Source organism: Pantoea phytostimulans (assembly GCF_046118715.1).
Classification (GTDB): domain Bacteria; phylum Pseudomonadota; class Gammaproteobacteria; order Enterobacterales; family Enterobacteriaceae; genus Pantoea; species Pantoea phytostimulans.
In genome coordinates this window covers 405,270-426,994 of sequence record NZ_CP173698.1, presented here as the reverse complement: position 1 = coordinate 426,994, position 21,725 = coordinate 405,270, and the positions used below count along the sequence as shown (strand labels likewise).

Annotated in this window: 16 protein-coding genes; 6 read left to right on the top strand and 10 right to left on the bottom strand. The window is 53.3% G+C overall.

Annotation, left to right across the window (positions count from 1 at the left end; all coding sequences use genetic code 11):
* Window position 1: 1 nt before the first annotated feature.
* Window positions 2–913: an ABC transporter substrate-binding protein gene (locus ACF2G4_RS02030; protein WP_215847262.1), complete on the bottom strand. Its 912-nt coding sequence runs from the start codon at window positions 911–913 to the stop codon at window positions 2–4.
* A gap of 200 nt (window positions 914–1,113) precedes the next feature.
* Between ACF2G4_RS02030 and ACF2G4_RS02025 the strand changes: the two genes are divergently transcribed.
* Window positions 1,114–2,583 carry an MFS transporter gene (locus tag ACF2G4_RS02025; RefSeq protein ID WP_215847263.1) on the top strand — a complete coding sequence of 490 codons (1,470 nt, stop codon included), beginning with the start codon at window positions 1,114–1,116 and terminating at the stop codon, window positions 2,581–2,583.
* Between the two features lie 50 nt (window positions 2,584–2,633).
* Here the strand turns inward: ACF2G4_RS02025 and idi are convergent, their stop codons facing one another.
* The 3 genes from idi to ACF2G4_RS02010 form a co-directional block, all read right to left on the bottom strand.
* Window positions 2,634–3,167, bottom strand: a complete 534-nt coding sequence (gene idi / locus ACF2G4_RS02020; RefSeq protein ID WP_215847264.1) for an isopentenyl-diphosphate Delta-isomerase — start codon at window positions 3,165–3,167, stop codon at window positions 2,634–2,636.
* A gap of 149 nt (window positions 3,168–3,316) precedes the next feature.
* Window positions 3,317–5,212 carry a methyl-accepting chemotaxis protein gene (locus ACF2G4_RS02015; protein WP_243078288.1) on the bottom strand — a complete coding sequence of 632 codons (1,896 nt, stop codon included), beginning with the start codon at window positions 5,210–5,212 and terminating at the stop codon, window positions 3,317–3,319.
* Window positions 5,213–5,408: 196 nt separating this feature from the next.
* Window positions 5,409–6,518 carry a suppressor of fused domain protein gene (locus ACF2G4_RS02010; protein ID WP_243078289.1) on the bottom strand — a complete coding sequence of 370 codons (1,110 nt, stop codon included), beginning with the start codon at window positions 6,516–6,518 and terminating at the stop codon, window positions 5,409–5,411.
* Window positions 6,519–6,773: 255 nt separating this feature from the next.
* On the opposite strand from ACF2G4_RS02010, the gene ACF2G4_RS02005 reads away from it, so the two are divergent.
* Window positions 6,774–7,085 carry a hypothetical protein gene (locus tag ACF2G4_RS02005; protein WP_252515295.1) on the top strand — a complete coding sequence of 104 codons (312 nt, stop codon included), beginning with the start codon at window positions 6,774–6,776 and terminating at the stop codon, window positions 7,083–7,085.
* Between the two features lie 90 nt (window positions 7,086–7,175).
* Here ACF2G4_RS02005 and ACF2G4_RS02000 read toward each other — a convergent pair whose 3' ends face one another.
* The gene (locus ACF2G4_RS02000; protein WP_409075427.1) at window positions 7,176–8,054 is read right to left on the bottom strand and encodes an oxygenase MpaB family protein; all 879 of its coding nucleotides are present in this window, start codon (window positions 8,052–8,054) and stop codon (window positions 7,176–7,178) included.
* 227 nt (window positions 8,055–8,281) lie between these two features.
* On the bottom strand, window positions 8,282–10,579 hold the full coding sequence (bglX, locus tag ACF2G4_RS01995; protein ID WP_215848316.1) for a beta-glucosidase BglX: 2,298 nt from the start codon (window positions 10,577–10,579) through the stop codon (window positions 8,282–8,284).
* A gap of 154 nt (window positions 10,580–10,733) precedes the next feature.
* Here bglX and dld point away from each other — a divergent pair, with 154 nt between their 5' ends.
* Complete coding sequence (dld, locus tag ACF2G4_RS01990) at window positions 10,734–12,437, top strand: D-lactate dehydrogenase (RefSeq protein WP_243078292.1); 1,704 nt, start codon at window positions 10,734–10,736, stop codon at window positions 12,435–12,437.
* A gap of 71 nt (window positions 12,438–12,508) precedes the next feature.
* On the opposite strand, the gene ACF2G4_RS01985 is transcribed toward dld, so the two are convergent.
* From ACF2G4_RS01985 to ACF2G4_RS01975, 3 genes are all read right to left on the bottom strand, one after another.
* Window positions 12,509–14,950 (bottom strand): DUF3772 domain-containing protein, encoded by a 2,442-nt coding sequence (locus ACF2G4_RS01985; RefSeq protein ID WP_409075426.1) that lies wholly within the window; start codon window positions 14,948–14,950, stop codon window positions 12,509–12,511.
* Between the two features lie 137 nt (window positions 14,951–15,087).
* The gene (pbpG, locus tag ACF2G4_RS01980) at window positions 15,088–16,035 is read right to left on the bottom strand and encodes a D-alanyl-D-alanine endopeptidase (protein WP_409075425.1); all 948 of its coding nucleotides are present in this window, start codon (window positions 16,033–16,035) and stop codon (window positions 15,088–15,090) included.
* A gap of 177 nt (window positions 16,036–16,212) precedes the next feature.
* Window positions 16,213–16,800, bottom strand: coding sequence for a Yip1 family protein (locus ACF2G4_RS01975; protein ID WP_215847268.1), 588 nt, complete (start codon window positions 16,798–16,800; stop codon window positions 16,213–16,215).
* Window positions 16,801–17,012: 212 nt separating this feature from the next.
* Here ACF2G4_RS01975 and ACF2G4_RS01970 point away from each other — a divergent pair, with 212 nt between their 5' ends.
* Window positions 17,013–17,597 (top strand): DedA family protein, encoded by a 585-nt coding sequence (locus ACF2G4_RS01970; RefSeq protein WP_215847269.1) that lies wholly within the window; start codon window positions 17,013–17,015, stop codon window positions 17,595–17,597.
* Here ACF2G4_RS01970 and ACF2G4_RS01965 read toward each other — a convergent pair.
* Window positions 17,591–18,364, bottom strand: a complete 774-nt coding sequence (locus ACF2G4_RS01965; protein ID WP_243078294.1) for an SDR family oxidoreductase — start codon at window positions 18,362–18,364, stop codon at window positions 17,591–17,593. The genes ACF2G4_RS01970 and ACF2G4_RS01965 overlap by 7 nt on opposite strands.
* A 116-nt stretch (window positions 18,365–18,480) precedes the next feature.
* Here ACF2G4_RS01965 and ACF2G4_RS01960 point away from each other — a divergent pair, with 116 nt between their 5' ends.
* Complete coding sequence (locus ACF2G4_RS01960) at window positions 18,481–20,295, top strand: glycoside hydrolase family 15 protein (RefSeq protein WP_409075424.1); 1,815 nt, start codon at window positions 18,481–18,483, stop codon at window positions 20,293–20,295.
* Between the two features lie 197 nt (window positions 20,296–20,492).
* Entirely contained in the window at window positions 20,493–21,584 is a 1,092-nt protein-coding gene (locus ACF2G4_RS01955; RefSeq protein ID WP_215847272.1) for a L,D-transpeptidase family protein, read from the top strand.
* Window positions 21,585–21,725: the final 141 nt, after the last annotated feature.

The following is a 21,725-nucleotide window of genomic DNA, read 5'->3' as shown; positions in this document are numbered from 1 at the left end:
GTTACAAGAGCTTTTTCTGTTGCAGCCATTGAGTGGCTACGCTGCTGGCATCCTGCCCATCGACAGCAATTTTGGCATTCAGCTGCTGCAACGTTTTCTCATCCAGCGCACTAAATACCGGTTTCAGCCAGTTGCCGATCTCCGGGTAAGCTTTCAACACTGACTCGCGAATCACTGGCGTAGGCGCATAGATCGGCTGGACGCCTTTCGGGTCGCTTAACGTTTGCAAACCCAGGGCCGCAACGGGACCATCGGTGCCATAAGCCATTGCCGCATTAACCCCGGAAGTTTGCTGCGCCGCTGCACTGATGGTGACAGCCGTATCACCGCCCGCCAGGGACAACAGCTGATCTTGTTTCAGATCGAAGCCATAGGTTTTTTCAAACGCCGGTAACGCATCGCTGCGCTCAATAAATTCCGCCGAGGCTGCCAGCTTGAAGGTGCCGCCCTTTTTCAAATATGCGCTGAGATCATCCAGTGATTTAAGCTGATTTTTGTCCGCGAGATCTTTGCGTACCGCGATCGTCCAGGTGTTATTAGCGGGCGCGGGTGTGAGCCAAACCAGATGATTTTTGTCTGCATCCAGCTTTTTCACTTTCTCGTAGCCCTGCTGAGCATTTTTCCATGCACTGTCTTTTTCATCGTTAAAGAAGAAGGCGCCGTTGCCCGTGTATTCCGGGTAGATATCTAGCTCACCGGCGGTAATCGCGCCGCGCACCACCTGCGTGGTGCCCAACTGAATTTTATTCACCGTTTTCACACCGTGCTTCTCCAGCACCTGCAAAATGACATTGCCGAGCAGTGAACCCTCCGTATCAATTTTCGACCCCACGCGTACCGGATCGGCAGCCTGCGCAACGCCCAGGCTGAGCAGCAATGCGCCCATCCCCACGATTCCCCGAAACTTAGCCATGACGCATTCCTTCTCTGTTTTTTGTTGATAGCGATGTGCATTAAAAGCGTAGCCTGGCATTGCCAATACGCGACCTACTTTAGCGCATCCTAATAACAATTCGAGATTGTTAGCTTATCATCTATAACTAAATAGAATTTACGTCTAGACGTCCAGACATTATTCTCAATTACCATTTTTATAAAAAAACAGACAACATCATGTCCGAATTAACATCTTCAGCCCATGTGGCAACGGCAGGGAGTGCGCCTACGGGCGAAACGCAATGGATCCGCAGCGCGTCAGACGTTTCTAATCTAATAAACCATAGCGATAACGCCCGCAACAATGCGAGGATTGTGGTCGCTATTGCGCTTGGCGGCGTGTTTCTTGACGCGTATGACCTCGGTGCACTGGCGTTCGGTATCAAAGATGTCGCACGTGAATTTAACCTGACGCCAACCGGCACCGGCATGGTGGCTTCTGCTATCACCTTCGGTGCCATCGTTGGTGCGCTGATTGGCGGCTATCTCACCGATAAAATCGGTCGCTATCGGGTTTTCATGGCCGATATGTTTTTCTTTGTGGTCGCGGCTTTGGCCTGTGCGTTTGCGCCAAATGAGTACGTGCTGGGCGGTGCCCGCTTTGTGATGGGGCTTGGCGTCGGTATTGATTTACCGGTGGCGATGGCGTTTTTAGCGGAGTTCTCGAAACTGCGCGGTAAAGGCAACAAAGCCGCTTCCGTAGCCATGTGGTGCCCGACCTGGTATGCCGCCATTAGCATTTCCTATCTGCTGGTGCTGCTGCTGTATGCGGTGCTGCCAGAAAGCCATTCGGACTGGTTATGGCGTTTGATTTTAGGCTTTGGTGCGGTACCGGCTATTTTGATAATCCTGATTCGCAGCCGCTACATGAGCGAATCGCCGGTATGGGCAGCGAACCAGGGCGATTTACAGGGAGCCGCTAATATTCTGCGCAGCGCGTGGAATATTAATGCGCAGGTCGCAAAAGATGCGCCGCTGACGCCAGAAAAACCGGCACGTCGCGCCAGCTGGCGTAATTATGGCGCGCTGTTGCAGGGCGTTTACCTGCGCCGCACGGTGTTGGCGACCATAACCTCGATCGCCTCAGCGTTTGCTTACAATGCCGTGGCGTTTGGTTTACCGGTGATCATTTCCAGCTTCCTGGCGCAATCGATGCTCACCACCATTTTGGTGTCGCTGGCGCTGAACCTGCTGTTTGCCTTTGTCGGCGGGATCCTTGCGGTACGGCTGGTGCCGCGTCTGGGGGCGTGGAAGATGTCGGTGGCGGGATATGCCTGTCAATGTATTGCACTGTTAGGACTGGCCTTGATTGGTCGCCCGGAAGGCGGGCAAGAAGCCGCATTAGCGATCGCGATGCTGGCGCTGTTCCTGTTTGGTCAGGGTTTTGGTCCCGGTTCGCACACCATGACGTATGCCTCGCTGAGTTACCCGACTTCGCTGCGCGGCGTTGGCGTGGGCTTTAACCAGACGCTGATGCGCGGCAGCTCAACCGTTTCGCTGTTCCTTTTCCCGGTGTTGGTCGCTGCGCTGGGCACCGGGGTTTTCTGGGTCATCTTTCTCGCTCCGCTGGCGGGTTTGCTGGCGCTGCTGGCGATTCGCTGGGAACCCTCGGGCTACGACGTTGATGCGGAAGATTTTAATCGCTAAGACACAAGCCGCACCCTAAAAGGTGCGGCTTTTTTTATGCCATTCTTGATTTATGCAGGGAAAGAAAAAGCGTCGATATAGGCAGGAATACGCGGAAAGGTGTAAAGAAACCACGGCGTAAACTGCTGGGGATTTTGCTCCATCTGTTGCTGAATCTTTTCCATTGGACGGTATTCAAACGCATCCGCTTCTTCCGGGTTGAGGTGCGGCAATGCATCGCAAACGGCAAAAAATACGTGACCATATTCATGTTCGGTCAAACCGTTACTCAGCGGCAGGTTGTAGCTCAGCTCAAACATCGGCGTCAGTGAGACGTTCATGCCCATCTCTTCACGCAGGCGACGTTCGGCCGCATCCTGGGTGGATTCATGCGGATACGGATGGCCGCAACAGGTGTTGCTCCATAATCCGCCGCAGTGATATTTTTCGCTGGCGCGACGTTGTAACAGCAATTCCTGTCGGGAATTGAAGACGTAAACCGTCACCGCACGGTGCAATAATCCTTTCTCATGCACTTCCAGCTTTTCCATTTTGCCGGTGGGACGATCAAGATGGTCGACGAGGATAACTTCAATAGCAGACATGTCGGTTCCTTGAGCTTATTCCTAACTATTTTGGCACAGGATTTGGCATATGGAGCGCATAAAATCGTGCTATTTGCCGTCAGGCCATGTCAGACAAGGGTTTCGAGCGAGGAAAAAAATTGGGCCAGCCGCGCTGGCCCAGTGAAAATTTACAATTTGAAGCTTTGAACCACCAATTCCAGCTGCACGCTTTGCACTTCCATAGCCTGCGCGGCGGCAGAGACTTGTTCAACCAGCACGGCATTTTGCTGCGTGGTGCCATCAAGCTGCGTAATGGCAATATTGACCTGCTCAATGCCCATGCTCTGCTCACGGCTGGCTGACATGATTTCACTCATTAAGGTGGTCACGCTGCTCACGCCCTGCATCAGCTCATCCATGGTGTTACCGGCCTGTTCCACCAGCTGACTACCCGCATCGATGTTGGCTACTGACTCCTCAATCAGCTTTTTGATTTCACGCGCGGAATTAGCCGAGCGCTGTGCCAGATTGCGCACCTCCGATGCCACCACCGCAAATCCGCGCCCCTGCTCGCCAGCACGTGCAGCTTCCACCGCTGCGTTCAAGGCCAGGATGTTAGTTTGAAACGCGATGCTGTCGATAACGCTGATGATATCCACCACTTTGCGCGATGAATGGTGAATTTCGCCCATGGTGGTCACCACCTGCCGCACCACGTCGGTGCCGCGTGCTGCCACTTGTGACGCGCCATCCGCCAGCTGGTTAGCATGGGTTGCGTTATCCGCGTTCTGTCGCACCGTGCCCGTCAGCTGCTCCATTGATGCCGCCGTTTCAACAATCGAACTGGCCTGATCTTCGGTACGTGACGATAAGTTGGCATTGCCACTGGCAATTTCACGTGAGGCGGCGGTGATCGCCAATGCGCTTTCTCCAACCTGACGCATCAGGCCTTGCAGGTAGCTAATAAACTGGTTAAAGCTTTGCGCTACCGCATTGAATTCTGGGCTATTGCTGGCAGGCAAACGCTGGGTTAAATCCGCGCCGCCCATTGATAACGCTTCAATATTGCTATTAAGCACGTTGAGGCGTTTCATCATGGTACGCACGAAACCCAGTAACACCAGCAGCAGAATCACTGCCAGCGGGATCTGCACTAAGCCCAGGCGCGTCAACATGTTGTGGGATTGCGCTTTTAGCAAACTGGTGGGCACGCTGCTGGCGAGATACCACGGACTGTTAGGGATCGCCTGCAAGAACAGCGTTTGCTCGCCCTCATCACTGTCGAATGTTGACTCAGCGGGCTGTGTGCCTGCACCTGCCAGCAATGCTTTCAACGGTGCCGCCATCGGCGATTGCAGGTCAGCCAGATTCTCAAGCTTCGGTGTGGCATCAACCAGCGCGGCGTTGCCGACCACCTTGCCATCAGCTTCCACAATCAGCACGTTGCCCTGAATGGCTTCACCCATCTGTTTTGCCAGTTGATTGAAGAAGCCGAGCGTCACGTCAATGGTTGCGACCCCCCAAACGTTGCCATCACGATAAATGGCCATGGCACAGTTGGTACGCGGCTGCGGGCTGGCAGCATCCTGGTACGCTTTTGCCCAAGCGCACTGCCCTTTTGCCGCTGCTAAGCCATCCTTGTACCAAGACTGCTCCCAATATTTGTCGGCAGCGTCAGAGTTCCAGTAGGTGTTTACCTGCAGTTGATTACTGGCATTACGGGCGAAAAAGCTGCTGTTTTTCTCTTTGTCAGCATCACGACGATTAGGCAACGGCCAGATGCCGCCGCCAAATACGTTGCTGTCCTGATATTGGTTCACTAACGTCGGCAGCAGCGTATCGATGGTGGCGCTTTCCATCACCGATGCCGCTTCAGTGATGGCGCGTTGCTGTGCCTGTACGCGGTTCATCTGCTCTACGATGCCGCTGGCAAGCGAATCAACCTGATAACGCACCAGACGGCTTTCGTTATGAATGAGCTGTGGTGCGACAAACTGGTTGATCACCAATACGGTAATCAGCATCAATAAAATAAAGAATGCGATGAGTGTTGCGGTGAAGCGGGATTGGGTTGTTTTAAACATCTTTGTTCCCTCGAGCCTGGTGCGGCGCAATTGCCTGATCCGGTTTAACGGCGCGGCCGTGAGGAACTTGAGGTGGGCGAGATCACAGATTGACGAAATAGTTGATAAGGGTAAGGATTTAGTTAGCAGGCGCGATAAAAAAAACCACCGGCTCTGCTCCGCGTGCAGACGAAAGAGCCGGGATAAGAGCTGAAGGTTACTCGGGTGAATCAACCACTTGCTGTCGGGGTCGGAAAATATGATTGCTGCCCTGCGCGGTTAATAGCTCTCGCAGCCGCTGACCGCCCTGTTCATCCGCCTGAGCAAATATACGCTCCGCTTCTGTTACCGGCGTGGCCCACAACAGTTTGGGTCGGTCATCATCGCGCTTCGGCAATTTAAACTGCGCTTTGTCTTCGGCCAGCTCATTAGCCAGCAGGAAGCTCTCAAAGCCCACCGGCGCAACTTCTGATGCCAGCGTATGACCTTCGCCAAGCCAGGTCAGGCGCGCCCACGGCAGATGAACGAACTCCGCCAGCGCACTGGCCATCTGCACCGCATTGCTTTCGGTCATCACTTCGCCATCCACCGCCATCGCCAGTTCGATGCGGCGATACTGCGGGGCTAACTCGTCAAACAAGTAATCCACCTGCGGCATAGGACGAATGCTCATACCCAGCGTCAGGAAATACCAAATGCCTTTGTGCCAGTGCTGCGAAATCGCCATAGGCGGCCAGCTACCCTGATCGATGGCGTAATATTTTACCGATTCGCCAAACTGCGCCTGGTAACTCACCATCAATTCTTTTTGTACCCGGTCCCATTCGCTGCCGTCATGCCATTCGCGCCAGAATTGGCGCTGCTGCTCAGCACGTGCGTAGTATTCATTGGTAGAGGCGGAACCCAGCGGCGCGGTTAACCGATTCTTTTTGATGCAGCCCGCAGAAAAGCTCACTTGCTTATCCTGATACAGGCTCCATCCCGGAATTACCGCCAGCAGTTGGCCGTAATACCACAACGCCGCACCATCATCGCTGGGTTCCCACAGCACCTGAAGCCCGGCGGGATCCAGGGCAGGCTCCGCTTCCAGCGTGCGGCAGAATTCAGCGCTCAACAGCGGCGCAATGCCCTGCTCCATCGCTTCGCGATCTTCTAACGCGGGAGCGGGCTCAAGGTTACGCAACCAGCAGCCACGCACCGCATATTGGCTACGAAACAGATCCGTCGGCCAGATGTAGAAGTAAGCGGTGCGCGCATCCTGTTCGACAATCGCCGTCAGGGTACGTTGCTGATTGTGGACTTCGGCAATCAGAGGTTGGTACGTCATAGAGCCTCGACAAAACCAGGAGGAAGTCATTTTCCCCGAGATTAGAGCAGGATCCTGACTGCCGCCACATGTGACAAGGGTAAAACTCTCAAAGTGTGAAAAGCACAGTTTAAGCAAACTGATTAACGCAAACTGGAAATGGTGATTACCCCGATCAAACCCGTAATTTGGCTTAAGGTTATATACCGCGCTTTATGCAGTTTATTCCGCGATTGAACCGAGTAAGCCAGTGCTATCGTCAACGGATGCGGATAAATGCCAGAGAGAGTTAACATGTTGCTGGGCACATTAGATTTTGGATTTCGTGAGGCGGTGATTTTGGCGATATTTGCCTGGCTCTATTATCGCCATACCTGGGTGATGATTGCTGTTACGTTAATGGCGTTAGGCTTGGTCATTATAATGATTTTACCTGCCGATCTTTATTACAGTCTGCCACCGCTGGCGCTGTCTGGCTTTGGATTAGGCATGCTGTTTTATCACTATCAGCTACGACAAATTACACTCCGCCGGGAGGCTAAAACACCGCGTACTTATCACCGCAAACAGGATGGGCTCAAGAGTTAAAAGGCGCTAAAGGATCCGGTGACAATTAGCACAAATTTCCCGGTGTCCGCTGCGTAAAAAGCGTTCTAACCGGTTAGCCTGGGTAATATTTCAGCTTTGAGGATTTCTGCCCATACGCTGCATGGCACGCTGATAAGCGCCGCGCTGAATCGACCAACGCAGTGCGGCAGAGATAACGTTGATCTGCCGATCAAGCAGTGATTGCTGCCAATGCCCGATGCGATAACCAGACATCTCCTGCGCCCAATCCGGCATCAACCCAACACCCGCTTTCAGCATGGTTTTCATCACCGGTTTCGCCTGCCAGCTTGGTGCGGGCGCATTCATCAAGGTATGGGTGACGTCTGCGGTGCGTGCATCGAAACGCAATTCGCTGCGCATCGATTGCAGATAATCTTCTATATCTGCACAACTTTTTGGCACTTTTTCTGCGCCCAGCGCTTCAGCGACAATGGCCGCCTCGGCGTAGTAACGATCTTGTTCCGCTGGACTTAGCGACGGATTTTTATAGCGAAGATGGGCGGCCAGAAAGCGACTGGTTTCGGCGACGTGCACCCAAGTCAACAGATGCGGATCGCTGGCGGCATAGGGTTTTCCTTCGCTGTCTACGCCGCTGACCCTGAGATGGATACGTTTTACCTTCTCAATAAGAAATTGCGCGTCGTGTTGATTACCAAAAGTGGTGACGGCAATGAACTGGCTGGTGCGGCGCAGGCGCCCCATCATATCTTCACGAAAGTTGGAATGATCCCATACGCCCGCCAGCGCGGCCGGATGTAACATCTGCAAAAACAGCGCACTGATGCCACCGCACATCATTGAGGAGAAATCGCCGTGTACGCGCCAGATTACGCTGTCGGGGCCAAACAGGCCCGGATCACCCGGCGGTTGAGAAATATCGAATTCATTAAGCGCCAGACCATTCAGGCGAAAAACCTGCTGCTGGATGCGGTATCGGATGTTAACCATAGTGAGTTTTCTCAGAGTCAGGCGTCGTTTGCTCTCACTTCGGTCCTGTTAAGGGCGAGGTCGTTTGTCCCCACCTCAGCGCTCCCCATAAATGGGGAAGGAAGACACTGACCTGTATCAGCGCTTTACCTGCATGTGGCAGCGTCTCCTTCCTACGCAAGCGGGGGAAGGCTGGGATGGAGGACAGCCAGCACAATCCAGGATCGGCCAGCACAAACGAAACAGACTTACAAATAATCGAACTGCGCATCCTGGGTTCGTACAGAATCCAACCCGATCATCACATTGAATTTACCTGGCTCAGCGACATGCTGCATCTGCTGATTCCAGAACTTCAGTGCATCAACGTCAATCTTAAACGTCACCGTCTGCGATTCACCCGCTTTCAGCATGATGCGCTTAAAGCCGCGCAACTCCTGCACCGGACGACTCATTGTCGCCACGGGATCATTTAGATAAAGCTGCACCACGGTTGCGCCGTCACGTTTGCCACTGTTGGTCACCGTCACGCTGGCGTCGATGGTGCCGTTGCGCGGCATGGTGCGCGAAGACATCTTGACCGGCGACACCGTAAAGGTGGTGTAACTCAGGCCATAACCAAACGGGTACAGCGGGCCGTTGACCGCATCATAATAATGCGAAGTGTACTTGTTAGGCTTCTCCGGATTGTAAGGACGACCCGTTGGCAAGTGATTGTAGTAAATGGGTATCTGTCCAACCGAACGCGGGAACGAAGCGGGCAGTTTACCGGAAGGATTGTAGTCCCCGAACAGCACATCAGCGATTGCGTTGCCGCCTTCAGTGCCGCTAAACCACGTTTCCAGCATCGCGTCGGCCATGTGATCTTCGTTGACTACCGTTAGCGGACGACCATTCATCAGGACAATCACCAGCGGTTTACCGGTTGCTTTCAGCGCGGCCAGCAAGTTCTGTTGGCTTTGCGGAATCACCAAATCGCTGCGGCTGGACGCTTCATGCGCCATGCCCTGCGCTTCACCTACCGCTGCGACAATCACATCCGCCTGTTTGGCTTTCTCGACGGCTTCGTCAATCAACGCCTGCGGCGAGCGCTTATCGACCGTTACCGCAGGTTCGTAGAGGTTGAGGAAATCCTGAATGCCTTTATTGTCAGAAATGTTGGCACCCTTGGCATACAGCAGCGTCGCTTTGCCCGCTGTTGCATTGCGCATGCCTTGCAGCAGCGAAATGGATTGCTTCGCGACGCCCGCGGCTGACCAGCTGCCCATGATGTCACGTTGGCTGTCTGCGAGCGGCCCCACCAGCGCAATCGTGCCCGATTTTTTCAGCGGCAAGGTTTCCAGGCGATTTTTCAACAACACCATACTCTTACGCGCCACATCGCGAGCTTCCGCACGGTGCAGACGGCTTTCAGCGTTGGTGTCCTGAGGATCGCTTTCTTTCGGACCGAGATGGCTGTAAGGATCGTTAAACAGCCCCATATCATATTTAACGTTCAACACATGACGCGCAGCATCATCGATTTCCGCCATGCTGACCGCGCCACTTTTCACCAAACCCGGCAGATATTTGCTGTAGTACTCGTCGCTCATACTCATGTCGACGCCCGCTTTCAGCGCAATGCGCACTGCATCCTGCGGATCGCTGGCGACACCGTGCTTGATCAGCTCTTTGATCGCGCCATGGTCGCTGATGGTAATGCCTTTGAACTTCCATTCGCCGCGCAGCAGATCTTTCAGCAACCAGCCATCAGCGGTTGCCGGTACGCCATTGATGGAATTCAGCGAGACCATCACGCCACCGCTGCCGGCATCTAGCGAAGCTTTATAAGGCGGCAGGTAGTCCTGGAACATACGCTGCGGACTCATATCAACGGTGTTGTAATCACGGCCGCCTTCTACTGCGCCATACAGTGCGAAGTGCTTCACGCTGGTCATGATGGAGTAACGATCTGCCGCGTTTTTACCTTGCATCGACTGCACCATGCTGCGACCCATTTCAGAGGTCAGCCAGGTATCTTCGCCAAAGCCTTCCGAAACGCGACCCCAGCGCGGTTCGCGGCTGACATCAACCATGGGTGCCCAGGTCATATTCAAACCATCATCTGCGGCTTCATAGGCAGAAATGCGTCCGACATCGCCAACTGCATCCAGATCCCAACTGGCCGCTAAACCCAGCGGAATGGGGAAAATGGTGCGCTGACCATGAACCACGTCATACGCGAAGAACAACGGAATTTTCAGGCGGCTGAGCTGCATCGCCTGATCCTGCATCGCGCGAATATCCTGGCGCGTAACCGTATTGAAAATGGCGCCAACCTGGTTTTTTTGAATCATCTCGCGGATGACTTCTTTCGGATTGTCGGGGCCGACGCTTATCAAACGTAGCTGACCGATTTTCTCATCCAGCGTCATTTTTTTAAGCAGATCGTTGACGAAGGCATCACGTGCCTGCTCCGTCATCGGGTGATTACCAATCAGCTCCTCCGCTAAGGCGGGTTGAATAGCGAGGGAGACAGCGAGACTAACAGAGTAAATCCATTTCATCAGGTCGGGTTCTCTTAAGTGACTGCGCAATATCGAATTAACTGGCGGCAGTTTGCCACAAGAAGAGGATAGCAGGTAGCCGCTGCTGTCACACTGGTCCTGCACGGTTGACGTGCTACAGTAAGGACGCATGAATAAGACAAGGGAATTGCCCATGATTAACGCCTCCGCCCTACTCGCAGATTTACGCCGTTTGGTCGGCTCTTCTCACCTGCTTACTGAAGCAGCACAGACGGCACGCTACCGTAAAGGCTTTCGCTCAGGCGAAGGTGATGCGCTGGCGGTGGTCTTTCCCGGCACGCTGTTGGAGCTGTGGCGAGTGCTGCAAACGCTGGTGAACGCCGACGCGATCATCTTGATGCAAGCGGCCAACACCGGCTTGACCGAAGGTTCAACCCCACAAGGCAATGATTACGATCGTCCGGTAGTGATTATCAGTACGCTGCGGCTTGATAAGCTACAGCTCATTGATGAGGGAAAACAGATCTTAGCGTTTCCGGGCAGCACGCTGTATCAACTGGAAAAAGCGCTGAAACCGCTGGGGCGTGAGCCGCATTCAGTCATCGGTTCATCCTGCATTGGCGCATCCGTATTGGGCGGAATCTGTAATAACTCCGGCGGTTCGCTGATCAAACGCGGCCCGGCATACAGCGAAATGGCGCTGTTTGCACAGAGAGATGCACAAGGCAAGTTGAAGCTGGTGAACCATCTGGGCATCGATCTTGGCACCTCGCCAGAAGAGATTTTAGGACGTCTCGATGACGATCGCTGGCAGACCAACGATGTTCAGCATGATGGTCGTCATGCATCAGATAATGAATACGCTGAGCGAGTTCGTGAGGTTGATGCCGATACACCGGCACGCTTTAACGCTGACGCGCGTCGGCTGTTTGAAGCTTCGGGTTGTGCAGGCAAGCTGGCAGTATTTGCCGTGCGGCTTGATACTTTTCCCACCGAACCGCAGCAGCAGGTGTTTTACATCGGCACCAATGATGTCTCGGTATTGAGCGACATTCGTCGTCACATGCTCGCGCACTTTAAAAACCTGCCGGTAGCGGGTGAATATATGCACCGTGACATCTATGACATCGCTGAAGTTTACGGCAAAGACACCTTTTTGATGATCGACAAACTCGGCACCGACAAAATGCCGCTGTTTTTCACATTAAAAGGCCGCGTGGATGCCTGGCTGACAAAACTCTCTTTTGTTAAACCGCACTTCAGCGATCGCCTGCTGCAGCGTCTGAGCCGCCTGTTCCCCGCGCATTTACCCAAGCGCATGAAGCAGTATCGCGATAAATATGCGCATCATCTCATGCTGAAAATGTCTGGCGACGGCGTGCAGGAAGCGCGCGAATATCTAAAAGATTATTTCCGCGAAGGCGGTGGTGAATTCTTCGAATGTGAAGGCAAAGAGGGCGCACATGCCTTTCTGCATCGCTTTGCCGCAGCGGGAGCCGCGGTGCGCTATCACGCAGTCCATGCTGACGAAGTCGAAGAGATTTTGGCGCTGGATATTGCACTGCGCCGCAACGATCGTGACTGGTTTGAAACGCTGCCCGCAGAGATCACCCAGTCGCTGAGCCACAGCCTTTATTACGGGCACTTCTTTTGCCACGTTTTTCATCAGGATTACATCGTGAAAAAAGGGGTAGATGCGCACGCATTAAAAGAGAAAATGCTGGCGATATTGCAAGCGCGTGGGGCGGAGTATCCGGCAGAGCACAATGTCGGTCATCTTTATCAGGCCAAACCGCAGCTGGCGTCGTTTTATCGCCAACTCGATCCCACCAACACGTTTAATCCGGGCATCGGCAAAACCAGCAAACAGAAAGGCTGGGCGGTGAAACAGATTTAATCTGCGCGAGGAGAAACGCTGAGGGCGGTTTAAAGCAAAAGGCCCCCGCACATGCGGAGGCCTTTTTGTCTTTACGGCATTTGCTCTTCAGCAGCGGCAACCGCTGCTTGATGACGACGCTCAATAATCATCGTCTGCGGCGCGGACAGCATAATGCCCTCTTTGCGCAGTCGCGTCAGGATGTCGAACAGCAGATCGCTTTTGGCACCTGAAATCTGTCGTTGCCCTGCTACGTTTCCGGTTACGCTCAGTACAATGCCCTGCGGAGTCAGATCCTTGAACGAGACCGACGGTTCCGGTGTTTCCAGAATACGTTCGTTTTCGTTATACACTTCCAGCAAAATTTCACGCACCTGCACAGGATCGATATCTAATGGGAAGGTCAGCAAAATAGTGACCACACCTTGTGCATTGCCCATCGTTGCGTTGCGTACGTTTTGCGAAATGAGCTGCGAGTTCGGCACAATCACCGTGGATTTATCGCTGAGCTGAATCTCCGTGGCGCGCACGTTAATGCGACGAATATCCCCTTCGATTCCGCTTATGCTCACCAGATCGCCCACTTTTACCGGACGTTCAGTCAGTAGGATCAGGCCCGAGATAAAGTTTTTCACTATTTCCTGCAAGCCAAAACCGATACCGACCGACAAGGCGCTGACGATCCATGCCAGCTTATTCCACTGTAAGCCCATGATAGACAGCGTCAGCAGGATAATCAGTACGTAGCCTATATTGCTGAACAGGGTCACCAGTGAAACGCGCATGCCCACGTCCATGGTGGTTTTTGGCAGGAAATCGTTATCCAGCCAACGGCGCACCGAACGCAGCACATAAATACCCACAATAAGACAGATAATCGCATTTACCATGTGCGCTGGCACAATATTCAGCGATTCCAGTCCCTTACCACCCCAGAATTCGATAGCTTTTTGCAGCAGCTCAATCGGCGTTGACGAGGCGAACGTACCATTCAGCAAGGCCAACGCGACAAACAGAATCAGAAATGTTTTGCCGATTGCCGCCAACACCGTTGCCGCCTGCTGTAGGTGGCGCTCATCGATGTTCAGCGAACTTTGAATGCGTTTGCCCGATGAGTTATTGGTTGAGAACAGACTTTCGCACCCGTCATTGACCAGATGACTGAGGAAGTAAAACGAGCCAAACAAGATGCCGCACCAGATCACCTCATAACTCAAGTAGCGGGCCAGCGTGACGTAGCCGATGATCAGCGACAGCAGAATCGCCACCGCTGTCAGCGTCAACGCCATTTGTATCAAACCTACCACGGTAGAGCGGGCTTCTGGCGGCGTGCCCGCCAGCGCCATGCGACGACGAACGCGATTGGTGCGCACGCTGATCGCCAGCGCTGTGCTGCCAATCAGCAGCGCGGTTAAGCCATTGGCAAAAATGGTTGTGTTCAGGCTGGTGCCAACACTGTAGTTAAAGGCTTCTACCGTCTGGAATATAAACACCAGCACCGCTGTAATCGGTGGGAACGGCTTCAGCGCCAGCGCCACTTCGTTGGAAAGCGCCGGTAAGCGCCAGCTTGGACGGCGCGTGGACAAGAAAGCGCGGCCTAAGCCCGCAATCAGCCCACAAAACACGCTGAGCTGTACTAATCGATCAACAAAATCCTGCACATCCGTTGAGACTTCATCGCGGCGGGTCAACGCTAATGCGATAAAGTTGAAGGTCAGCACCACCGCAGCCAGCGTGGTGAGTGCAATGGTCGCGGCGAGGAAGCTGCGACGCAATCGCCCTTCCGGCATTTTGTGAATGCTAACCCAGGCGAGAAACTCTTCGCTATAACGACGTCCTAACGTCATCACCAGCATCGCCGCAACCAGCCAGGCGATGGTGCCAAAGCGCCAACCCGATTCCCACGACATGGCAGCGGTATCTTGCAGTTCGCTGAGGAAGTCGTTGATTTTTTCGCCATCAAGATCCTGACTATTAAACACCGGTGCCCAAAAACGTGGCCCAAAAATACTGCCGGAGTTCAGCGCCAGCTGGCTTTTCAGTTGATCGCGACGCAGATTAACGATTTGCGATGACAGCATCAGCGCGCCGTTTTTAATGCCTTCGGCTTGCTTGATCTGCGCATCCATCTTGGCTTTCTGGCTTTCGAGGGCGCTACGTTTGCGCACCACTTCTGCGGTCTCTTTCATGCCGCTGTCCGACTTGGGAGCCGGACCCAGCACCGCCAGTTGCGCGTCAAGTTGCTGACGATCCGGCAACAACGCCTGACCCAGCGTATCGGCGCTGCCCGACAGTTCAAGCGCCATCTCATTCAGCTGATTGAGTTTGCTTTCACTGGTTTCCCCCGACACCTGACCTTTGATCTTGTCGAGGATTTTTTGCATTTTCGGCAATTCAACCGCAGCGTTAACCTTGGGTTGCTCGTCTTGTTCCTGAGCGGCGCTAACCGCATCGTCCGCTGCCAGGCTAAGCGCAGGCGCAAAAGCCACCAGAGCCAGCATTAACAGCGCAAAAAAGGATTTTAACTTAAACATGAGAATGGGATTCCAGCACAGTAATCAGGCGATCTTCCCTCGCCAGTCGCGCGTAGTGTAGGGCTTTGCGAGAGTTGAGACTATAGGAATGCAGGTTAATTCTGAGGGTGCTCACCGAGGTGAGCACCGCTTATTTTTTACTCAACGTCGGAACTGCTGGCAGCGTTACTGGCCACCTGACCCGCTTTTTGTTTTTTATAGGCCAGTGCAGCAGCCGGGACTGGCGCAGCTTTGCCGGTTTCAAGCCAGTCGCGAAGGCGATTTGCATCAGCAAAATGGGTGTATTTGCCAAATGCATCCAAAACCACCAGCGCCACTGGACGATTGTTGATCATGGTGCGCATCACCAGACAATGCCCCGCCTCATCGGTGTAACCGGTTTTGGTTAACTGAATGTGCCAACCCTGTTTGTAAACCAGATGATTAGTATTGCGGAAAGGCAGCGCATAACTCGGATGAGCAAAAACCGCCGTCTCTTCTTTAGTGGTGCTGAGCTGGCCCAGTAGTGGATATTCACGCGTGGCTTTTAGCAGCTTGATCAAATCTTCTGCGCTGGAGACGTTGCGAACCGATAAACCTGTGGGCTCAACGTAGCGCGTGTGGGTCATGCCAAGCGCTCGCGCTTTGGCATTCATGGCGCGGATGAAGGCGTTGTAACCGCCCGGATAAGCATGCGCAAGGCTGGCCGCCGCGCGGTTCTCTGAAGACATCAATGCCAACAGCAGCATGTTGCGGCGGCTAATTTGGCTGTTGAGTTTAACGCGAGAAAAGACGCCACGCATTTCTGGCGTCTGGCTCACATCCACCGTCAGCATTTCGTTCATCGGCAAATGGGCATCCAGCACCACCATGGCCGTCATCAACTTCGTGATGGATGCAATGGATCGCACGCGATCGGGATGACTGGAAAACAGGACTTTATTTGTATTGAGATCAACGATCATTGCACTGCCAGACGCGATTTGCGGCTGAGCAATCGGTGCCAGTTGCGACAGCGACGTCGCCGCCTGCGCTGGAAGAGAAAGCACCTGCCCGGAAAAGAGCAGCGCCAGCGACAGTAGAGAAAAACGAATTTTTGCAGGCATCGTAAGAAAAAACCCGGTTGAGATTGTGCGCTGTGTCAAACACAGGCCGCCCGCTTCAAACCTGTCAGAGCGCGGGCTGGCAGCAGCATCATACTCTGAAGCTTGAGAATTTTCCTGGTGAGAGTGTTTCCGAGCGTTAAAAATAAAACTGCCGCCAGAGCGGCGGCAGTCGCAGGATTAAAACAGTCGAGGTCCATAACCCCATAAAACAACAGTCATCGCCAGTAACACTTCAAATACCAGCACGCCAATCGCCAGGGTTGATCCCGAGAACCGCAGGCTCTCTTCACGATCGATATTCAGGAACAGCGGAATACCGACATAGAGCAGATAACCGGTGTAGACCAAGGCCAGCGCACCCGCCAAGACACACAGCCACACCAGCGGATAAAGCGCCACCAGCCCACTCAGAAACAGCGGTGTAGCGACATAACCGGCAAACACCGTACAGCGTTGCGTGCTGGGACGCTGCGGGTAATTACGCGCCATCCAGTGAATGACCCGACCCATAACGGCCACGCCACCGAGAATAATCAAATAAAATACAATGCCGAGTCCAATCCCGGTCAGCAGGTTAAGTTGAATATATTGCCCTTCGCCCAGATTCCAACCCAACTGTGTCGTGCCGATAAAAGCGCAAATTACCGGAATTGCAGCCATTAACAGAACATGGTGGGTGTAATGGTGCGAAACGCTTTCGTTCTCTTGCTTAATATCGCGCATTTCCTGATTAGGATGCGCCAGAAGGCCCCAGACATGATTCATACAGTCACTCCTCTGATGCGATGGGCCGCCCTCCTCTCAACTTCAGACTTGTCCTAAGGGCAGCTTCTTCTCAAGTATAAGCGTCACAGCAATTTCTGTGGCACTTGCTCAATAATTCATCGCTAAAAGCAGTAGAGGCCCTTTGCTGGGCGGAAGGAAACGCCGTTAGCGTATAGACTGAAAGTCTAATTCTCATAACAGGGAGGTCTGTTTTGCATTTTGATATCAACGGATTAATTACCCAATACGGTTATTTGGCACTTTTCATTGGCTGCATTGCTGAAGGGGAAACATTTACATTACTCGGTGGCGTGTCGGCACATGAGGGCTTACTGCATTTTGGCGGCGTGGTTCTGGCTGCGATGGCGGGCGGTATCGTCGGCGATCAATTGCTTTATTGGCTGGGACGACGCTACGGTACGCAAATTTTGCGCCGCATCAAAAAGCATCAGGACAAAATTGTTAAAGCGAACCGTTTGATTAAACGTCGCCCCAGCCTGTTTGTGATTGGTGTGCGCTTTATGTATGGCTTTCGCTTAATCGGCCCGATTATTATCGGTGCCAGCCGCCTTAATCCGATGAAGTTCTTTCTCCTTAACATAGTGGGCGCAGCCATCTGGGCACTGATCTTTGTCACACTGGGCTATTTTGCGGGCGGCATTATTGCGCCTTGGTTACACAAACTCGACCAGCACTTAAAGCACCTGCTTTGGCTGGTCGGGGCGATTGTATTTGCCCTGCTGCTGCGCTGGGTGATCCGCCGCTGGCACACCAAACGTGCCGATGCCGATCAGTAACCTTTAAACTGCGGATTCGCTAGCATGAATCCGCCATCCACAATAAATGACTGTCCGGTGGTGTAGGTTGCCCATTCTGAGCATAACCACGCCACCAGACTGGCAATTTCATGGGTATCGCCGGGTCGGCCTGCTGGGATTTCCGGCATTTTTATCTGATGCGCATCGGCATCGCTCATCTCGTTCATCGGCGTGGCAATCGCGCCAGGCGCAACGGCATTCACCAAAATGTTATGCGGCAACAGGCTCAGCGCCATGGACTTGGTCAAGCCGCCAATGGCATGTTTTGATGAGGTATAAGCCACCGAACCTGGCAGCGGCGTGTGTTCGTGAACCGAGCTAATATTGATGATACGGCCACCATCACCCTGCTCTACCATCTTACGTGCGGCAATCTGGCTACAAACGAATGCACCTTCAACGTTCACGCTAAAGACTTTGCGCCAGTCTTCAAATTTCACATCAAGAAAATCGGCTTTGATATTGACGCCAGCATTGTTGACCAGCACATCAATACGGCCAAACTTATCGATCAACTGTTGCAATGATTCACCTCCCTTTTGCGGATCGGAGAGATCGAGGTGAATAACTTCTGCACGTTGGCCTTTATCACGGACGCGCTGTGCGGTTTCGTGCGCGCCCTTGTCATCTGAGCGCCAGGTAATACCAATATCAAATCCCTGTTCCGCCAGCATTTCAGCGCAGCGGCTGCCGATGCCAGAATCTGATGCGGTAATGATCGCGACTTTGGTGTGTTGTGCCGTCATTGTTACCTCCTTCACGTGTATGTCCCAGAAGTATAGAACTTATCCTTCTGTGCCCAAGCGAGACCGCGCTGTGTCTCTTGTCTATAGTTAAAGTTGACCACGACCGGGAGAAAGGGATGAGCACCGTAAAACGCAAAATTGAGGATCACGGCGTTATTGGCGATTTGCGCACCTGCGCACTGGTCGCTAATGACGGCACCATTGACTATCTCTGCTGGCCAGAACTCGACAGCCCTTCGGTTTTTACAGCTTTACTTGATGGCGATGACAGCGGCCTGTTTTCTCTTGCACCCGACTGGCCAGATGCCCGCCGTCAGCAGCTTTATCTTCCTGATACCAATATCCTGCAAACGCGCTGGTTAGGTGACGACGGCGTGGCGGAAATTACCGATTACATGCCGATTTGCGACGATCGCGACAAATTACCGCGTATCATTCGGCGGATAAAAATGGTGCGTGGCAGTGCGCACTTTACGATGCGCTGTTCGCCGCGCCATGATTACGCTCGCGCACAAACCCATGCCGAAGCTCAGCGCGGCTGCATTGATTTTCATGCCGAAGGCCAGCCTTCTCTGCGCCTGGCGGCAACGGTCGTCATGACGCTGGAAGCGCACGCCGCCACCGCCAGTTTTACGCTCAAGGCGGGCGAGCATGCCGAATTTGAATTTGGTAGCGTCAACGATTCACATATCGAAGCGATCAAAACCGAACACTGCTTTCAGGAAACACTGGAATTCTGGTGCCGCTGGAGCAACAAAAGTAATTATCATGGCCGCTGGCAGGAAATGGTGCAGCGCTCGGCGCTGGCATTGAAATTACTCACCTCATATCAACACGGCTCGATCGCTGCTGCTGCCACGTTTGGCCTGCCGGAAGAGTTAGGCGGCGAGCGCAACTGGGATTATCGCGCGTCCTGGATCCGTGATGCGTCTTTCAGCATGTATGCCCTGATGCGTCTCGGCTATGTGGATGAAGCCAAGCATTTCACCCGATGGGTGGGTCGATGTGTGGAGAATAGCCATCACGATGAAATGCGCTTGCAGGTGATGTATCGACTCGACAGCGGCACCGAACTGCATGAAATGGAGCTACTCAATCTTTCTGGCTATGGCGACTCACGTCCGGTGCGCATCGGTAATGATGCCTGGCAACAAACCCAGCTGGATATTTATGGTGAATTAATGGACGCCGTTTATCTCGCCAACAAATATGGCGAAGCCATTTCTCAGCGCGGCTGGCGTCACGTTTCGCAGATGATTGATCGCCTGTGCGATAACTGGAATCAACCCGATGCGGGGATTTGGGAGATGCGCGGCGAGCCGGAGCATTTCCTGCATTCACGGCTAATGTGCTGGGTCGCGATGGATCGTGCGCTGCGTCTGGGTATGAAGCGCTCGCTACCAATGCCTTATGAACGTTGGGATCGGGTACGCCGCGAGATCCGCGAAGATATCTGGCAAAACTTCTTTAACAGCGAGCGCGGTCATTTTGTCTCAACCCGCAATGGCGAATATCTTGATGCTTCTATGCTGTTGATGCCGCTGGTGCGCTTTGTCGGCGCCACCGATCCAGACTGGCTGGCGACGCTGGACGCGATCAAATCACAGCTGGTCAGCGATGGCATGGTTCGTCGCTACAATATTCACCAAACCCCGGCTGATGGATTGAAAGGTGGCGAAGGATCATTTGGTGCGTGTTCGTTCTGGTATGTGGAATGTCTGGCGCGCGCCGGACGTATTCAGGAAGCCCATTTTGAATTTGAAAAGCTGCTCAGCTATGCCAGCCCGCTTGGGCTGTATGCGGAAGAGTTCGATAGCCGTGGACACGCATTGGGCAATTTTCCACAGGCACTGACGCATCTGGCGTTGATCAGTGCCGCTTTTTTCCTGAATCGGAAACTCAGCGGTGAAATCACGTTGTGGCAGCCCTAAAACAGGCCTGTTTCGTCTAAAATGGCGGAAAAAATCGTCTGGATAACACGGTAAGTTACGTAAAGAGTAGTAAGACGGTTAAAATCCCGATTCACAACTTGAGATCAATGAACATATAATGCGCAGCAGGTCACCTTGACCAGCATGGGTTCGATACACTGACAAGCCTGAAACATGGCGATAACGACTTGTAAAATATGAAAATGAGCATTCGCGCGTTCGCTTCAATCGCTTTGGCTCTGGCTGCTTTCAGCCAGTCCGCCTTCGCTGTGGTTTACCCCTTGCCTGCGGCAAATAGCCGTCTGACCGGGGAAAATATCGAAATTACCGTTCCACAGGACAGCAAATTGCCGCTGGAAGCTTTTGCGGCGCAGTATCAAATGGGTCTTAGCAATATGCTGGAAGCCAACCCGGGTGTGGATGTTTATCTGCCTCAGGCTGGCCGTAAAATCATTATCCCACAGCAGTTGATCCTGCCCGACGCGCCGCGTGAAGGCATTGTGATTAACAGCGCGGAAATGCGTCTCTATTACTACCCGAAAGGCACCAAAACGGTCGTTGTGTTGCCAATTGGTATTGGTGAGCTGGGCAAAGATACGCCGATTAACTGGACAACCACCGTACAGCGCAAAAAAGATGGTCCAACCTGGACCCCGACTAAAGCGATGCATGCGGAATATGCTTCACGCGGTGAAAACCTGCCAGAAGTCTTCCCGGCGGGTCCAGATAATCCAATGGGCTTATATGCGCTCTATATTGGTCGTCTGTATGCGATTCACGGCACCAATGCCAACTTCGGCATTGGCCTGCGCGTAAGCCATGGTTGCGTACGTTTACGTGCTGATGACATCAAGTGGCTGTTCCAGAATGTGCCCGTCGGAACACGCGTTCAGTTCGTTGATCAACCCGTGAAAGCCACGGTTGAGGCGGACGGTTCACGTTATATCGAGGTGCACAATCCACTTTCTACCACTGAAGAGCAGTTCAACTCGCGCGAACTGGTGCCGATTACGCTGACTCAGGCGGTAAGTAAAGTGTTAGTTGAAGGCAGCGTGAATCAGGATGCCGTCAATAACGCGATTCAAGCACGTACCGGCATGCCGGTAAAAGTTAACGGTGTAGAAAACAGCATTCAAACTGCACCGGTTGACGTACCTGAAACGCAGGACGCGCAGCCAAAAGAAGAGCCAATGACGCCAATGACCTCACAAGGTGCTAACGTCACGGATCCCAACGCTGCTCAGCCGGCACAATCACAGCCTGCTGCTACCAGCAACGACAATTCGTAATTGTTGAGTGGTTCAAAAAAGCCAGCGCTTGCGCTGGCTTTTTTATTGCCATCGCGCTGATTTCCCGCCCTTTGTTAGATGAATCGATATTGATTCTGCTGCGTTCTCGTCGAATAATCGCCCGCAATTAACCCGCTCAGG

Excerpts from the sequence above, each read along its gene's own strand:
- ACF2G4_RS02030 (WP_215847262.1), bottom strand. The coding sequence starts at position 913 with ATGGCTAAGTTTCGGGGAATCGTGGGGATGGGCGCATTGCTGCTCAGC.
- ACF2G4_RS02025 (WP_215847263.1), top strand. The coding sequence starts at position 1,114 with ATGTCCGAATTAACATCTTCAGCCCATGTGGCAACGGCAGGGAGTGCG.
- idi (WP_215847264.1), bottom strand. The coding sequence starts at position 3,167 with ATGTCTGCTATTGAAGTTATCCTCGTCGACCATCTTGATCGTCCCACC.
- ACF2G4_RS02015 (WP_243078288.1), bottom strand. The coding sequence starts at position 5,212 with ATGTTTAAAACAACCCAATCCCGCTTCACCGCAACACTCATCGCATTC.
- ACF2G4_RS02010 (WP_243078289.1), bottom strand. The coding sequence starts at position 6,518 with ATGACGTACCAACCTCTGATTGCCGAAGTCCACAATCAGCAACGTACC.
- ACF2G4_RS02005 (WP_252515295.1), top strand. The coding sequence starts at position 6,774 with ATGCCAGAGAGAGTTAACATGTTGCTGGGCACATTAGATTTTGGATTT.
- ACF2G4_RS02000 (WP_409075427.1), bottom strand. The coding sequence starts at position 8,054 with ATGGTTAACATCCGATACCGCATCCAGCAGCAGGTTTTTCGCCTGAAT.
- bglX (WP_215848316.1), bottom strand. The coding sequence starts at position 10,579 with ATGAAATGGATTTACTCTGTTAGTCTCGCTGTCTCCCTCGCTATTCAA.
- dld (WP_243078292.1), top strand. The coding sequence starts at position 10,734 with ATGATTAACGCCTCCGCCCTACTCGCAGATTTACGCCGTTTGGTCGGC.
- ACF2G4_RS01985 (WP_409075426.1), bottom strand. The coding sequence starts at position 14,950 with ATGTTTAAGTTAAAATCCTTTTTTGCGCTGTTAATGCTGGCTCTGGTG.
- pbpG (WP_409075425.1), bottom strand. The coding sequence starts at position 16,035 with ATGCCTGCAAAAATTCGTTTTTCTCTACTGTCGCTGGCGCTGCTCTTT.
- ACF2G4_RS01975 (WP_215847268.1), bottom strand. The coding sequence starts at position 16,800 with ATGAATCATGTCTGGGGCCTTCTGGCGCATCCTAATCAGGAAATGCGC.
- ACF2G4_RS01965 (WP_243078294.1), bottom strand. The coding sequence starts at position 18,364 with ATGACGGCACAACACACCAAAGTCGCGATCATTACCGCATCAGATTCT.
- ACF2G4_RS01960 (WP_409075424.1), top strand. The coding sequence starts at position 18,481 with ATGAGCACCGTAAAACGCAAAATTGAGGATCACGGCGTTATTGGCGAT.
- ACF2G4_RS01955 (WP_215847272.1), top strand. The coding sequence starts at position 20,493 with ATGAAAATGAGCATTCGCGCGTTCGCTTCAATCGCTTTGGCTCTGGCT.